At 70.5% G+C, this 14,442-nt stretch carries 14 protein-coding genes; 4 read left to right on the top strand and 10 right to left on the bottom strand.

The genetic code is table 11. The annotated features are described in order from the left end of the window. Positions 1–31: 31 nt before the first annotated feature. Together glmS and coaA are read right to left on the bottom strand one after the other, a co-directional pair. Positions 32–1,876, bottom strand: a complete 1,845-nt coding sequence (gene glmS, locus ACP15J_RS06830; RefSeq protein ID WP_424936263.1) for a glutamine--fructose-6-phosphate transaminase (isomerizing) — start codon at positions 1,874–1,876, stop codon at positions 32–34. Between the two features lie 86 nt (positions 1,877–1,962). Further along, entirely contained in the window at positions 1,963–2,913 is a 951-nt protein-coding gene (coaA, locus tag ACP15J_RS06825; protein ID WP_424936262.1) for a type I pantothenate kinase, read from the bottom strand. A gap of 47 nt (positions 2,914–2,960) precedes the next feature. Between coaA and ACP15J_RS06820 the strand changes: the two genes are divergently transcribed. Both ACP15J_RS06820 and ACP15J_RS06815 read left to right on the top strand, forming a co-directional pair. Continuing rightward, positions 2,961–3,935, top strand: a complete 975-nt coding sequence (locus ACP15J_RS06820) for a Ppx/GppA phosphatase family protein (protein ID WP_424936261.1) — start codon at positions 2,961–2,963, stop codon at positions 3,933–3,935. Between the two features lie 4 nt (positions 3,936–3,939). Beyond that, positions 3,940–4,776, top strand: a complete 837-nt coding sequence (locus ACP15J_RS06815) for a hypothetical protein (protein ID WP_424936260.1) — start codon at positions 3,940–3,942, stop codon at positions 4,774–4,776. 64 nt (positions 4,777–4,840) lie between these two features. Here the strand turns inward: ACP15J_RS06815 and ACP15J_RS06810 are convergent, their stop codons facing one another. Further along, positions 4,841–5,749 carry a nucleotidyltransferase family protein gene (locus tag ACP15J_RS06810; RefSeq protein WP_424936259.1) on the bottom strand — a complete coding sequence of 303 codons (909 nt, stop codon included), beginning with the start codon at positions 5,747–5,749 and terminating at the stop codon, positions 4,841–4,843. An 89-nt stretch (positions 5,750–5,838) separates the two neighbouring features. Next, positions 5,839–6,102 (bottom strand): PqqD family protein, encoded by a 264-nt coding sequence (locus ACP15J_RS06805; protein WP_424936258.1) that lies wholly within the window; start codon positions 6,100–6,102, stop codon positions 5,839–5,841. Between the two features lie 114 nt (positions 6,103–6,216). On the opposite strand from ACP15J_RS06805, the gene ACP15J_RS06800 reads away from it, so the two are divergent. Then, positions 6,217–7,089: a helix-turn-helix domain-containing protein gene (locus ACP15J_RS06800; RefSeq protein WP_424936257.1), complete on the top strand. Its 873-nt coding sequence runs from the start codon at positions 6,217–6,219 to the stop codon at positions 7,087–7,089. 5 nt (positions 7,090–7,094) lie between these two features. Here ACP15J_RS06800 and ACP15J_RS06795 read toward each other — a convergent pair whose 3' ends face one another. The 4 genes from ACP15J_RS06795 to ACP15J_RS06780 form a co-directional block, all read right to left on the bottom strand. Next, positions 7,095–8,132 carry a hypothetical protein gene (locus tag ACP15J_RS06795; RefSeq protein ID WP_424936256.1) on the bottom strand — a complete coding sequence of 346 codons (1,038 nt, stop codon included), beginning with the start codon at positions 8,130–8,132 and terminating at the stop codon, positions 7,095–7,097. A gap of 4 nt (positions 8,133–8,136) precedes the next feature. Further along, entirely contained in the window at positions 8,137–9,594 is a 1,458-nt protein-coding gene (locus ACP15J_RS06790; RefSeq protein WP_424936255.1) for a polysaccharide biosynthesis tyrosine autokinase, read from the bottom strand. Between the two features lie 128 nt (positions 9,595–9,722). Beyond that, positions 9,723–10,598 carry a helix-turn-helix domain-containing protein gene (locus ACP15J_RS06785; RefSeq protein ID WP_424936254.1) on the bottom strand — a complete coding sequence of 292 codons (876 nt, stop codon included), beginning with the start codon at positions 10,596–10,598 and terminating at the stop codon, positions 9,723–9,725. A 141-nt stretch (positions 10,599–10,739) separates the two neighbouring features. Then, positions 10,740–11,798, bottom strand: a complete 1,059-nt coding sequence (locus tag ACP15J_RS06780) for a heparan-alpha-glucosaminide N-acetyltransferase domain-containing protein (RefSeq protein WP_424936253.1) — start codon at positions 11,796–11,798, stop codon at positions 10,740–10,742. Between the two features lie 119 nt (positions 11,799–11,917). On the opposite strand from ACP15J_RS06780, the gene lepB reads away from it, so the two are divergent. Then, positions 11,918–12,655, top strand: a complete 738-nt coding sequence (gene lepB, locus ACP15J_RS06775) for a signal peptidase I (protein ID WP_424936252.1) — start codon at positions 11,918–11,920, stop codon at positions 12,653–12,655. Between the two features lie 112 nt (positions 12,656–12,767). Here the strand turns inward: lepB and ACP15J_RS06770 are convergent, their stop codons facing one another. Both ACP15J_RS06770 and ACP15J_RS06765 read right to left on the bottom strand, forming a co-directional pair. Beyond that, the gene (locus tag ACP15J_RS06770; protein WP_424936251.1) at positions 12,768–13,796 is read right to left on the bottom strand and encodes a MauE/DoxX family redox-associated membrane protein; all 1,029 of its coding nucleotides are present in this window, start codon (positions 13,794–13,796) and stop codon (positions 12,768–12,770) included. Positions 13,797–13,914: 118 nt separating this feature from the next. Beyond that, positions 13,915–14,427, bottom strand: a complete 513-nt coding sequence (locus ACP15J_RS06765) for a hypothetical protein (RefSeq protein WP_424936250.1) — start codon at positions 14,425–14,427, stop codon at positions 13,915–13,917. Between the last annotated feature and the right edge of the window lie 15 nt (positions 14,428–14,442).

Here is a 14,442-nt window from a genome sequence, read left to right as displayed (position 1 = left end):
GCCAAGCCTGCCCAGAACAGGCGCGCGCCGGCTACTCCACGGTGACGGACTTGGCGAGGTTCCGGGGCTGGTCGACGTCGAGGCCCTTCGCGGTCGCGAGCGCCATGGCGAAGATCTGCAACGGGACGACGGCGAGGATCGGCTCGAACAGGGCGGCGGCGAGCGGGATCCGGATCACCTCGTCGGCGAACGGCAGCACCGCCGCATCCCCTTCCTCCGCGATCACGATGACCCTGGCGCCCCGCGCTCGGATCTCCTGGATGTTGGACACCACCTTGGCGTGCAGCAGCGCGGAGTGCCGTGGGGAGGGGACGATCACGAACACCGGCTGACCGGGCTCGATGAGCGCGATCGGACCGTGCTTGAGCTCACCCGCAGCGAAGCCCTCGGCATGGATGTAGGAGATCTCCTTGAGCTTGAGCGCGCCCTCGAGCGCGATGGGGAAGCCGACGTGGCGGCCGAGGAAGAGCACAGAGCGGGAGTCCGCCATCCACGTGCCCAACTGCGACACGTGGGCGTCCTCACGCTCCAGCACCGCGGCGATCTTCTCCGGCAGCGCCTCGAGCTCGGCGATCTCCGCAGCGGCGTCCTGGAGCGTCCCGCGCACACGGCCCATGTGCAAGCCGAGCAGAAGGAGCGCCGTGATCTGCGCGACGAAGGCCTTGGTGGACGCGACCGCGACCTCGGGACCCGCGTGGGTGTAGACGACCGCGTCCGACTCGCGCGGGATCGTGGCGCCCTGGGTGTTGCAGACGGACAGGGTCCTCGCGCCGCGCTCCTGCGCGTACTTGACCGCCATGAGGGTGTCCATGGTCTCGCCGGACTGGCTGATGGAGACCACCAGCGTGCGCTCCCCGATCACGGGGTCGCGATAGCGGAACTCGTGCGCGAGCTCCACATCGGCGGGGACCCTGGTCCACTGCTCCAGGGCGTACTTGCCCACCATCCCCGCATAGGACGCCGTGCCGCAGGCCACGACGATGATGCGGTCGATGCCGCGGAAGAGGTCGTCCATGCCCTCCAGCTCCGGGATCGCGACGGCGCCGTCCCGCACGCGGCCGCGGATGGTGTTCGCGACGGCCTCCGGCTCCTCGGCGACCTCCTTCGCCATGAAGCTCGGCCAGCCGCCCTTCTCCGCGGCGGCGGCGTCCCAGGACACCTCGAACGGCTCGGGCACGGCCGGCGAGCCGGTGAAGTCGGTCACCGTGACGGACGTGGGCGTGATCGCCACGATCTGGTCCTGGCCGATCGCGAGCGCGCGGCGGGTGTGCCCCACGAAGGCCGCCACGTCGGAGCCGAGGAAGTTCTCCCCCTCCCCGAGACCGATCACCAGCGGAGAGTTGCGGCGAGCCCCGACGACGAGACCCGGCTGATCACGGTGCATGGCCAGGAGCGTGAACGCCCCGTCGAGCCGGTTCACCACATCGCGGAAGGCCTCCTGCAGATCCCCGGTGCGGCGGTACTCGCGTCCCAGGAGAGCGGCGGCGACCTCGGTGTCGGTCTCGCTGCGGAAGGCGACGCCCTCTGCCTCGAGCTCCGCGCGCAGCGCGGCGAAGTTCTCGATGATGCCGTTGTGGATCACGGCGAGCCGGTCCTCGTCGGCGAGATGGGGGTGTGCGTTGGCATCGGTCGGGCCGCCGTGCGTCGCCCACCGGGTGTGCCCGATACCGGTCGTCCCCGCGGCGAGCGGACGGGCTGCCAGCTCCTCACGGAGCACGCTGAGCTTGCCGGCCTTCTTGCGCATCCCCAGGGAGCCGTCGCGGTCGATCACGGCGATGCCCGCGGAGTCGTAGCCGCGGTACTCCAGTCGAGCGAGCCCGGCGATCAGGACGTCCTCGCTCGAACGAGGACCGACGTATCCGACGATTCCACACATGCCGCAAGGCTACGGCCGTCGTTTTGCGAAGGCTCCGAACGAACCGAGTCCGGTGCTCGAACGCCCGGCAAGGGACCGAGAAACGCTCAGAGCTTGCGCAACAGGACGCTCTCGACGGAGTGATCGTCCCCCTTGTTGAGCACCAGCGTCGCGCGGTGCCGGGTGGGCATCACGTTCTCCACGAGGTTGGGCATGTTGATCTCGTTCCAGTAGCCCAGCGCCGTCGAGACCGCCTCCTCGTCGGTGAGGTGGGCGAACACGTTGAAGTACGAGTTCGGGTTCGTGAACGCGCCCTGGCGCAGCGCGAGGAATCGGTCCACGTACCACTGCGCGATGTGCTCGGGGGCGGCATCGACATAGACGGAGAAGTCGAAGAGGTCGCTCACGGCGACGTCGTTCGGCGCCGGCGGCGGCTGCAGCACGTTCAATCCCTCGACGATCACGACGTCGGGACGGCGGACCACGACATGCGCGTCCGGGACGATGTCGTAGCGCATGTGCGAATAGAAGGGGGCGCGCACCTCCTCGGCGCCGCTCTTGACCCGGGTGAGGAACTCCAGGAGGGCCCGCCTGTCGTAGGACTCGGGGAACCCCTTGCGTTCCATGAGCCCTCGGCGCTCGAGCTCGGCGTTCGGATACAGGAAGCCGTCCGTCGTCACCAGCTCCACCCGCGGCGTTCCAGGCCAGCGGCTCATCAGCTCCCGCAGGAGACGGGCGATGGTCGACTTGCCGACTGCGACCGAGCCGGCGACGCCCACCACGAACGGGGTCGTGTCGTCCTCCTCCTGGAGGAAGTCGCTCGTCGCGGCTCCCAGGCGCTTGGTCGAGTTCGCGTAGAGGCTGAGCAGGCGGCTGAGCGGCAGATAGACCTCCCGCACCTCGGTGAGGTCGAGCCGGTCGCCGATGCCCCGGATCTCGACGACCTCGGTCTCGGAGAGCGGCTGATCGAGGTCGGCGGCCAGACGCGCCCAGTCCGCGCGATCGATGCGACGGTACGGCGACAGCGGCGCGGTCGGGTCGGAGCTCACGCCGTCCATCGTATCCACGGGCCGGGGAGCCGGCACGGCGCGAGTATCCTCATGACGTGCGCCTCGGAGTTCTCGACATCGGTTCCAACACCGTGCATCTGCTCGCGGCCGACGTCCACGCAGGAGGCAGGCCCCTCGCCACCACGAGCGACCGCACGATCGTGCGCCTGATGCGCTACCTCACCCCGTCGGGTGCGATCACCGAAGAAGGTGTGGTCGCGCTGGAGAACGCCGTCGCCCAGGCCAGGCGCGTCGCGGAGGCCGAGCGCGTGGACGCTCTGCTCGCGACGGCGACCAGCGCCGTGCGTGAGGCGACGAACGGCGCCGAGGTCATCGCGCGGATCGAAACCGTGCTGGGCCAGGGGCTCCAGGTGCTCGACGGCGAGACCGAGGCGGAGCTGACCTTCCTCGCGGTCCGTCGCTGGTTCGGGTGGTCGGCGGGGCGGATCGTGCTCTTCGACATCGGCGGCGGCTCGCTCGAGCTCGCGACCGGCGCCGAGGAACTGCCGGACCTGGCCGCATCGGTCCCGCTCGGAGCCGGGAGGATGACGGTGCAGTTCCTCCCCGAGGATCCGCCGGGCGAGGAGGCGGTCGAGCGGCTGCGCCTCCATGCCGCGGCCGCCATCGCGCCGGTCGCCGCGGCCTTCACCGCCCAGCCGACGCCCGACCACGCCGTCGGATCGTCGAAGGCGATCCGCTCGCTCGCCCGGCTCGTGGGGTATCCCGCACGGGGATGGGCCGGGACCGAACGCATGCTGCTGCCCCGCGCGGCGCTCGGTTCATGGATCCCCCGTCTCTCCCGCCTTCCCGCCGCCGCACGCCAGGAGCTGCCTGGCATCACCCCGGATCGGACATTCCAGATCGTCGCCGCCGCGGTCTCGCTGCACACGGCGATGACCGCGCTGGGCGTGGAAGAGCTCGAGGTGTCGCCCTGGGCGTTGCGCGAGGGCGTCCTCCTCCGCTACATCGAGCAGGTGCACGGGGCGGTCCCCCGCGCTGAGGCCGGACACAGCGGAGACGCCCTAGGGTGATGGCATGAGCGACAGCAGCAGACGTCCGCTGACGCGCCGCGAGTGGCGCCATGTGCACGGAGCGACAGCCGAGACGCCGGTCGAGGGTGCCGCGGAGGAGGCGACTTCGACCGTCCTCCCCATCGCCTCGACAGGCGAGGCGACAGGGCAGGGTCAGGCGGCGGCCTCCCGGCCGTCGCCGTCCCGCGACACCGGCGGGGACTTCTCCCTGGCGACCATGTTCGCGTCCGCCGACGCCGAGCAGCCCGCCACGCTCCCGACCATCCTCACCGTCTGCACGGGCAATATCTGCCGCTCCCCTCTCGCCGCCACCCTGCTCGCCACGCGGCTGAGCGATCTGGCCGTCCAGGTGGGGAGCGCGGGCACACAGGCGCTCGTCGGCCACGGCATGCCGGAGCCAGCCCGACGGATCGCGCTCCTCCACGGCGCCGACCCCGACCTCGTCACCGATCACGAGGCGCGCCTGCTCACCGAGCCTCGCCTGCACGAGGCCGACCTCGTGCTTGCGATGACCGGCGAGCACCGCACCTTCGCCCTGCACCTCGCGCCCAGCGGCCTGCGGCGCACCTTCGCCGTCCGTGAGTTCGCCAGGCTCGCCGCGACGCTCGAGGACAAGACCCTGCACGAGATCGTCGAGGGGGCGGGCTCCGCCCCTCGCGCTCGTCTCGAGGCCGTCGTGACCGCCGTCGCCGACCAGCGCGGGACCTCGCCCGCGGCGGAGGGCGACGAGGACGTGGTCGACCCGTACCGTCGATCCTTCTCCGTCTACGAGGAGTCCGCGGCTCAGCTCGTCCCCGCACTCGACGAGGTGGAGCGCGTCATCCGGGCCGCTCTGGGCTGAGCGCGCGGTCGAATCCGACGGTCGGGCCCCGACCCGGCCGGGCATCGACCGGAAGCCCTCACGGTCAGCGGCCCGCGAGACCTCTGAGATAGTGCCACAGGGCGATGGCCCCTCGATGCCAGCGCAGCCGGCGATGCGCCCACGCCTCGCTTCGCGACGGCAACACGTCCGGATCGTTCCGCGGGATGTCCTTCCGGGAGATCCAGAGCGCACGCAACAGGATCGCCGGCTTCCGGAACCACGGGGCCTCCCGCAACGCGACGAGCCAGGACACGGCCGAGCCGTCTTCGACCGTCGTGCGATTGATCTGCCAGAGCCGCTGCTGGGCCGGGGTCACGTCGACCACCGGCCTCACCCCGATGCGCTCGAGGACCTCCCCCAGCACCCACTGCGCGCCCCCGGCACGGGCGATGTCCACGAAATCGGCACGGTCCTCGTCGGAGAACTCCTCCTCGACGATGCGTGCGATCCGCTCGAGCTCCACCGAGTGCCGGATGGAACGGGTGTACCGCAGCGAATGCAGGGCACCGATCACCGCCGCCCCCGCGCGCGAGGGCACCAGCACCGGGGCGTGCGCCACCTCGATCGAGGTGTGGCTCTCCCACAGCCGGTCGAAGGTCACGGCCTTGTCGGCGAAGAAGCCGGGGAAGTACACGTGGACGTCGATGTCGTTCGGCCATCCGTCATGGATCAGCGTCACCGAGTGCTGCTCCATGAGCGAGGGGACATCGCGCTCGACACGCGGATGCCAGCCGCCCTCCTGCAGCAGGGCGCAGAACTCCTCGAAACGATCCGGGTCGACCAGGACGTCCGCGTCCGCCGCGACCCGCGGCTCACGCAGCCTGTAGTGGTCGGAGACCAGACCCTTGATCGACAGTGCACGGATTCCGCTGCGCCGCGACGTCGCAGCGACATAGGCGTGCGTCAGCTCGTTCGCCTCGTTCAGCGAGAAGTTCGATGCGATCTGCTCCACCGATCCCTCCCCTCCCACGGCACCATGACCCGACCCTACACGTCCGCGCACGGCAGAATGAGCCGTTCCGCTCCGCCGCATCGGTTCCGCTATTCCTCGATGAGCGCCCGCGTGCGCAGAACGGCGACGAGCTGCTCGACGTCGCCGCGGATCAGGTCGGCCGACACCTCGAAGACCTGGGCGACACCGGTCACGAGCGCGTCCAGATCGGAGGGCGCCTCGACCGCGATCTCCTCCCAGACGAAAGCGGCGGTCCCTTCCAGCACGACAGGCTGGGCGTCCGGGCGGACGAGATTGAGCGCGACGACACGCTGCGCTCCCTGCGTCCATGCCACGTCGTCGCCGATCCGCACCTGTTCCCCTCTCGGCCTACTCCATTGGTAGCCTAGCGAGTGTCCGGGTACCCCCGCCCCGGATCGGCCGACGCCCTGGCGCCGCGCCGTGGTCCCCCACCCTCCCACGATGCCATGTCCGCCTCAGCGATCACGCGGTTGCTCGCCCGCCACCTGGGCTCCGACGCCCACGGATCCGGCCTGCTCGCCGCCCGTTCCTTCCGCTCGATCGACGTCACGCTGCACCGCACCCGCGCCTCTGCAGCGTGGGACTGGGGCGGACGGAGCGAACAGCCCACGCACTCCGCCGTGCTCCTCACCGGTGACGGCAACAGCGTTCCGCACGATGGCGGAGACGACCCCGAACGCCTCGGCCTCTTCCTCCCCCCTGGCGACATGACCACGATCCCCTGGACACGCTCCGTCGAGGTGCTCGCCATCTGGACGCCGATCGAGTCCATCGCGGAGTTCACCGAGGGCGTCATCCCCGAGCGCACCGACCTTGTCTCGTCTCCGCTGACCACCGGGCTTCGCGCCTTCGCGTACACCCTCGTCCGCCAGCCGGACGAAGGCTCATCCGTGGGGCGGTACGCCGTCGAGCGCCTCCTCGCCGAGATGATCTTCGGGGCGCTCCTGGAGCAGGACTCCGTCGAGTCCACCCGGACGAGCGCCTCCTCGCTCCTGGAGCGCGCCCGTTCCGCGATGCTCATCCGGCGGGAGGACCCGGCCTTCGGCCCCGCCCAGCTTGCCGCCGAGCTGCACATCTCGGCCCGGCAGCTGCAACGGGCCTTCGCCCGCATCGACACGACTCCGGGCGACGCCCTGCGCCGGATGCGGGTCGAGCTGGCCGAGTCCCTCCTCCGCAACCCGGTCTACGCGCGGCTGAGCATCGAGGACATCGCCCGATATTCCGGCTTCTCCTCCGGGCTTCAGCTTCGTCGGGCGCTCCGTGCCGAGGGGCTTCCCGGCCCGTCCGCGCATCGCCGGTCGACCGCCGCCGGCGACTGAGGGACTCAACGGCGCGCGAGGATCCCCGCCGTGACGAGCTCGTCGGTCGCCGCCGTCACCAAGGCCCGGGGATCTGCGCCCTCGGGCTCGCCGAACACCGAGACCACGTCGGCGACGATCCCGTCGAGGTCACGGCCTGCATGGGCGGAGAGCCAGATCTCCGGCGCGATGCCGTCGAGCACCTGGACCTGCCCTCCGGCGAGCAGCACGAGCTTGTCCTCGATCGCGATCGCGTCGCGAGACGGGCTCGTGTCGAACACCCCGGTCGTGACCGCCTCCGGCACGGCCTCCCATTCCCGCTCCTGCGGCGTGGTCGCCAGCAGCTCGGGGACGAGGGTCGCGACCTCTTCCGCGTCCGGGTAGCGCAGCCGCCGGATCCCCCCGACCGCGTCGCACAGGCCGGCAAGGGTCTGCAGCGGCGCGTCGAGGTCGGACAGGTAGCTCAGCTGGGGCACGAGGTCCGAGACGGCGTCGAGGAACGGCACCGGCTCGACGAGGCTGCGCTCGTGATCCGCGTCCCGCTCCAGGAGCACGAGCGCGCTCAGCCGCAACGGCGCCGCAGGCAGGTCGCGCATTCCCGCCTCCTGCGGCGACACCTGCTTCTTCGGCAGGTCGGGACGGACCACCGAGAGCGGTTTGCGGTACGGGAGGACCGTGAGGTCGCGGTCGACGCCGATCGTCTCGTCGGAGATGTAGCCGTAGGTCCGGCTGAGCGTGCGGCTCAGGGTGGTCTTCCCCCGCCCGGACGGCCCTACGAAGGCGACGACCCTTCCCTCCTCGTCGGCCACGCCCGCGGCGTGGAACATCACGAGCTCGCCGCGGCGCTGCCCGAGGGCCTCGAGGGTGACGCGCATCGAGAGGTCCTCGAGCACGTGCTCCTCGTCCCCGGGGAACAGCTCGACCGTGCCGTCCGGCTCCCGCTCGTCCCCCAGCGCGCCGGACCAGGCGGTGCGGACATTCTCGACGAACGCCGGCTCGGCGTCCTCGGGGAAGGAGATGCGGATGAGCGCGCCCAGCGCGCTGACGTCGACGGGTTCGACCACGGGATCAGGCCTCGGACGAGGTCACCGAACGCGTGGGGCCCGAGGGCTCGACCTCCGCGTCGCGTCGGTAGTACTCACCGTGGTACTGGTATCCGTAGTACGCCGCGCCGGAGCCGCGTCGCGGCACGCGGTTGAGGACGATGCCGAGCGGGCGGGCGTCCGCTCGCTCCAGGTTCCCGAGCGCCTTGCCCAGAACCTCGTACGTGGTCCTGCCGACGGTCGCGACGACCACCGCGCCGTCCGCGCTGTGCGCGAGCACGGCCGCGTCGGTCACGGGGATCAGCGGCGGCGCGTCGACGATCACGATCGCCTCACGGGCGATCGTGGCGAGCAGATCGCGCATGCGAGACGAGCCGAGGACCTCGCTGGGGTTCGGCGGCACCTTGCCCGCGCCGACCACGAGGAGGTTGCCGTCGCCGATGCGCTGCGCGACATCGGAGATCTTGGCCCGCCCTGCGAGCACGTCCGAGACGCCTGCGCCCTTGGCGAGGCCGAAGATGGTGCTGATCATCGGGCGACGCAGGTCACCGTCGATGAGGACCACGCGCTGCCCGCTCGAGGCGAGGGTGATCGCGAGGTTCGAGGCCGTCGTCGACTTCCCGTCGCCGGGGAGGGGGCTGGTCACGACCATGACCCGCGGCGGGTTGTCCACGTCCATGAACTGGATGTTCGTGCGCAGCTCCCGCATGGCCTCGGCGATCGGGAACAGGTGCGCGTTCGCGCTGCCGAGGGTGTTGCCGCCGTCGAACGGGATGAGCCGGTCATCCGAGGTGAAGGACTTCTCCTCGGGGATCGTGCCCACCACCGCGACGCCGGTCTCCCTCTCCACGGACTCGACAGAGCGGATCCGCCGATCCAAGGTGTACCGCAGCAGCCCGTAGGCGATCGCCAGCGCGAGGCCGGCGAGCCCACCGATCAGAAGCGCGAGACGCACGTTCGGCGAGGAGGGACTCGACGGCAGACGAGCGGAGTCGATCGGCTGCAGGTACATCGACCCCTGCCTCGCCGCGTCGCCGGATTCAAGCTTGTTCACCTCGGAGACCATCGCCCGCGCCCACGACTCGGCGAGGTCCTTGGCGCCCTGAGGGTCACCCGCCGATGCCGAGATCTTCAGCGAGGGGGTGTCCTGAGCGTTGGAGACGCTGATCCGTGAGGAGATGGCGTCCGGGCTCGTCTTGAGCCCCAGGTCCTTGATCACCCGCTCCGCCACCGCGCGGGACGTGCCCAGCTCGACGTACGTCTTCACGCGCGAGATCGCGAGCGTGTTCCCCAGCGTCGCCTCGCCGACGTTGCTGTCCGAGCCGTTCGCACTACGCGTCTGCACGATCGCGCTGGTGTCAGCCGTGTACACCTTCGGCTGCAGCAACGTCCAGCCGAAAGCCGCGGCCACGCCCGCAACGATGATGAGCAGCATCCCGAGCCAATGGGCTCGGAATACTCTCAAGTAGTCGCGCAGATCCATGGACGATCCCCCTTGCTTCGCCCGAGGAGTGGGCGCTATCCACAATTCTTCGACATTACTACAGGGTGGGGCTTACCCGAAGCTGAGGACCGAGGGCATGCTCGCTGTCGCGAGATCCGTCATCGCCGTCACCCTACCCCGTCACGTCGCGCCTTCCCGGGCGTCGGGAGTCCGAACGCGGAGAAGGCACGCCGAAGACCCGCCGCCGTTCCGAACCCCGAGTGCACGGCGATCTCCTCGACGGACAGCGGCGAATAGGTCGGATCGTTCAGCAGCTCCTTGGCGAGCTCGACCCTGCTCCGGCGGAGCTCGTCGGCCGGAGAGCTGCCGTCCTCGGCGAAGAGACGCTGGAGGTGGCGGGTGGACATGTGCATCTCGGCCGCGAGCTCGGCGACGTTGAAGCCCGGGTCCTCGCGGCGGACCAGCATGAGCGAACGCGCACGATCGATCGGGCGCGGCGCGCGGTGACCGTCCGCGCCCTTCGCCGCCGCCTCGACGAGCGTGCCGAACGCCATCTCCGCGAGCGTCCGCTCGACGAGGTAGTCCGTATACCGGGTCGGTGCCACCGGATGCACGAGGAGCGTGGCGAGGAAGGAGCGCAGCCCCGCCGAGAGCGGCGTCGAGGGCACGATGCACGCCGGGGCGCGCATGCCCTCCTCGATCTCGACGAGGGCGCTCCACGGCACCCACACGCAGACCACAGCGACCGGCGCCTCGGCGGCGGCCAGGAGGTGAGTGCGCGCCGGATGCAGGAACACCGCGCAGTCGGCGGGCACACGATCCTGCTCTCCTCGGCCGGTGCTGAGCCTCATCGTCCCCTGCGGGAACACGATGCCGGCGTAGGCGTCGTCGGCGCCCTCGACGGCCCCCCACGTCCACTCCATGCCGCTCTCGATGACGTGGCTCGTCACGAGCACCCTCCGGAACCTCCGGGTACGGAGCGGGACCTCGCCGCCCTGCTTGAGCGCGCGCACGACAGCGAGCATCTCATTGACGTTCCCCAACGCCGGACCTCCCAGACGAGTCTGCGGCACCGACATCACGGACGATCGACCGCCCGCGTGCTCTTCAGTCGGGTCGTCTGTCGCTGTCGTGGTCCGGCACCCACGATTGTTCAGTCTGGCACAAATTCAGACACGACCCAATCATTTTGCGACACCCGTCGCCGCGTGCGCATTTCTCCGCCGTGTGCGATGAAGAAAAGGCTTGGGACGCGCGCTGACAATCCCCATCGCCCACTCCACGGGGCCTGTTCCGACCCAGCGCCCCCATATCCAGGCCACGCCGAGCGGAAGGATCACCGTCATCGCCCATCCGATCGGCTCGTTCGCCATCGGCCACCCCGCGAGCCGCGCCCAGATCGCGATGATGCCCACGTGGAGAAGGTAGAGGCTCAACGCCTGCTGCCCCCAGGCACGGAGCGGCGCGAAGACCGCCGCGATCATCCTCGCCGCACCGGGACGGACGACGCCCGAGAGAAGGACGACCACGACGTAGACCGTGAAGACGAGCCCGATGTCGTGCAGCGTGTCGGTGTAGGCGCCGGACGGGGTCGTCTCCTGCCCTGCGAGCCGCTCCGCGACAGGGCGCACGAGGTAAGCGATCGGCGCGATCGCCGCCATCGTCCACAGCACACGGTCCCTGGCGAGCCCGTGGCGGAGGAGCAGGGCCCCGAGGAGGAAGAAGGGCAGCAGGTTCGTCAACCGGTACGAGGTGCCGAGAACCGTGAGGTCCGCGAGGAGCCGGACCAGGGGATCCGCGGTGGCGATCCAGTTCTGCGTGCGGGCGAAGGCGTTGAGCGGATCGCTCATCAGGACGACGAGGAGGGCGACGAGGGCAACCCATCGTGTACGGAGCAGGAGCAGAGGGACGCCCACCAGCAGGAGCAGACCGAGGTGGGCCAGCACGATGACCACCCAGGCACCCCACGTCGTCATCCAGATGCCCAGGGCGATGAGGACGAGACCACGGATCGCCTGCTGCAGGAAGGTTCTGCCCACGCGGCTCACGGCGTTCCACGTCAGCTGGGCGGACATCCCCATCACGAGGGCGAACAGCGGCGAGGCCACGTCGTTGATGTTGGCCATCGCGAACTGGACGGGCCGCGGCACGAAGGGAAGGAAGGGAGCCGCGTGCGCGATGAGCATGGCGACGATCGCGAGACCGCGGAGGACATCCGGGACCACCAGCCGTGTCTTGGACATTCGCATCCGTTCCGTGTTCATGCGCCAGGAGTCCCCCCATGGTGCCACGCCCGCGCCTCGCTGACCCCTTCTCGGCTGATTCCGAGAAGGGGTCAGCACCGGCAGGGCAGGATGGGACGGTGAGCACATCCGAGACCGCGGCGCGACGCCCCCTCTGGCGACGCCCCCTCTGGCGACGCGTCGTCGGAAGCACCTGGTTCCATCTCGTCGTGGCCTTCGTCGTCGTCGGAGCAGTGCTCTCCTTCGTCGCCAAGCCCTACTCGGTGCCCTCCGGATCGATGGAGCAGACGCTGATGGTCGGCGACCGGGTCCTCGTCAACCGGCTGGCCTACGTCGGGGCGCAGCCCGCGACGGGCGACGTCATCGTGTTCGACGCCGACGAGACCTGGGGCGCCCACCCCACCGACGACGGCAACCCGCTGAAGGCGGCGCTGCGCTGGCTCGGCGAGGTGAGCGGGTTCGGCCCCTCGGGCCCGCACACGCTCGTCAAGCGCGTGATCGCCGGCCCCGGGCAGACCGTCAGCTGCTGCACCGCCGACGGCAGGCTCCTCGTCGACGGGAAGCCGTTGGACGAGCCCTATGTCTATCAGGACTTCCCGTTCACTCCCGGCGTCCTCGACTGCACGACGACCCCCGCCTCGCAGCGCTGTCTCCCCGAGGTCACCGTCCCCGAGGGCTCCTATCTCGTGCTCGGCGACCATCGGTCCAACTCCTCGGACTCGGCCGCCGCCTGCCGATCGGCTGACGTCTCCGGTACCCCGCCGGACGACTCTTGCTATCGCTGGGCGACCCGCCCCGGCGTCGTGGGCAAGGCGGTCGCCATCCTCTGGCCGATCACGCGCTGGTCGGGCCTCTGACCGGGAGCCGATCGACGATCGGGCCTGCTCCGCCACGGAGCGAGCCCGGGTACGGACGCTCCGCACACGCGTCCGTCCGGCGAGCGACAGCCCACCAGGCCGTTCGCGACGGTCAGGCGCTCGTCGCGGGCGTGGACGGACGGACGCCGTGCAGGCTCTCGTAGACGTCGTCGACGAACGCCGAGATCGCGGGGTCGCCGGTGACCGGTCCGCCCGCGAGCATCCCGTCGGCGCCAAGAAGGACCGCGGTGGGCGTCGCCCACTCGGCGATCGAGGCACGGACGTACTGGTCTGGATCGTGCAGCGACATCGGCTCGTCCCGCTCCGCGAACTCACCCTCATCCGGGCGGTTCGTCAACAGCAGCCGGATCGAGACCTCGGGGAGCAGCTCGCGCCAGGCATCGACCTTCGCCATCACCGGCACGCATGCGCCGCATCCCGGCCGGACCGCGAGCAGCAGCAGCGGCCTCTCCTGGCTCAGCTGACGGAGGTTGACGGTCACCCCGTCGGCGCGCGTCACCGGCACCGCGGGAGTCCTCGTGCGGACGTAGTCGAGCATCTCCTCGTCGCGCGGGGCGTCGACGGTCGCCGGCTGCACGCCCGCCGACGCCGAGTCGCCGACGACCTCCGGCTCAGGCCAGAGGGTGACCGCGACCGTGATCGCCGCGGCGGCGAGGCCCACGACCCAGAGCCATCCGTCCGCGCGGAGGGTCGAGAGCGGCCCGCCCCAGAGGGGCGTTGCCCACGTGGTCGCGAGGGCCGCCGCCGCCACCGCGACATACCAGGAGTTGCGGACCACGGTCACGCGGGTGACCGCCTTCTTGGCGCCGAAGCATGCGCAGGAGGCGTCCTCCTTCGTCCGCACCACGCGGACCACCAGCATGAGGTAGGCGAGCATCAGCACGGTCGCGACGAGAGCCGCCGCCGCGCCGAGGACGCCCCCGAGGAGGAGCATCGCGACCCCCAGGGCGATCTCTCCCCAGGGATGCAGCCGGACGAGGAACGGCAGCCGCAGCGCTGCGGGGACTCCCATGTCTGCCCATCCGGAGACGTCATCGGGGCGGCGGAGCTTTGCGATGCCGCTCGCGATGAGGACGACGGCGATGATCAGCGCGGACGCCACGCTCACAGGTCCTGACACACCGCAATGCTAACCGCGACAGCGGAGACCAGGGCGAGACACGAGAGACCGCATCGCGCGAACGGCGCGATGCGGTCTCTTCCGCCTGGTTCCCGACCCGGTCTCCGGATCAGGCCGATCAGGACGGGGTGCAGAGCACGAGCGTCTGCGACAGGCCGCCCTGGGACTTGGTGCCCTGACCGGCGGTGTAGCCGGTCGGCAGGGTCAGGGTCGCCGTCGTCGTGGTGAGCACGGTGACGCTGAGCAGCCACGCGATGTTCATCTGCTGCTGCGCGGGGATCTCGCCGGTCAGCGTGACGCCGAGGTCGTTGCTGCCGATCAGGGTGACGTCGGCGAGCCCCTGACCCGAGAGCGAGACCAGGTCGACTTTGGCCAGGCCGGTGGTGTGGATCCGGATCGTCGTGCCGACCGGAATCGGCGTCGTGCCCGCCTTGACGGTGAAGCCGGGGCCGAGAGCCCCGAGCAGACCGCAGGAGCCGTCGACCGAGAAGCCCTCGACGACGCCGCCTCCGGGGGTCGACGCGGCGGCCATCGGGGCCGCGGAGGCGACCGCGATCACGGGCAGCGACCATGCCGCGCCCTTCACGAGCGTGCGGCGAGAAACGCCGTCGGGGATGCGAGCGTCTTCCATGGGATACCTCCGGAT

The sequence above is a fragment of the Microbacterium sp. S308A+ genome (assembly GCF_049800815.1).
In the GTDB taxonomy this organism is placed as follows: domain Bacteria; phylum Actinomycetota; class Actinomycetes; order Actinomycetales; family Microbacteriaceae; genus Microbacterium.
The sequence above is the reverse complement of the archived record's forward strand: the minus strand, read 5'-3'. Positions and strand labels throughout refer to the sequence as shown.

What these genes read in the sequence shown, in the direction of transcription:
- ACP15J_RS06780 (WP_424936253.1), bottom strand. Translation starts at nt 11,798, where the DNA reads ATGTCCAAGACACGGCTGGTGGTCCCGGATGTCCTCCGCGGTCTCGCG.
- ACP15J_RS06790 (WP_424936255.1), bottom strand. Translation starts at nt 9,594, where the DNA reads ATGGATCTGCGCGACTACTTGAGAGTATTCCGAGCCCATTGGCTCGGG.
- ACP15J_RS06800 (WP_424936257.1), top strand. Translation starts at nt 6,217, where the DNA reads ATGTCCGCCTCAGCGATCACGCGGTTGCTCGCCCGCCACCTGGGCTCC.
- ACP15J_RS06815 (WP_424936260.1), top strand. Translation starts at nt 3,940, where the DNA reads ATGAGCGACAGCAGCAGACGTCCGCTGACGCGCCGCGAGTGGCGCCAT.
- glmS (WP_424936263.1), bottom strand. Translation starts at nt 1,876, where the DNA reads ATGTGTGGAATCGTCGGATACGTCGGTCCTCGTTCGAGCGAGGACGTC.
- ACP15J_RS06765 (WP_424936250.1), bottom strand. Translation starts at nt 14,427, where the DNA reads ATGGAAGACGCTCGCATCCCCGACGGCGTTTCTCGCCGCACGCTCGTG.
- coaA (WP_424936262.1), bottom strand. Translation starts at nt 2,913, where the DNA reads ATGGACGGCGTGAGCTCCGACCCGACCGCGCCGCTGTCGCCGTACCGT.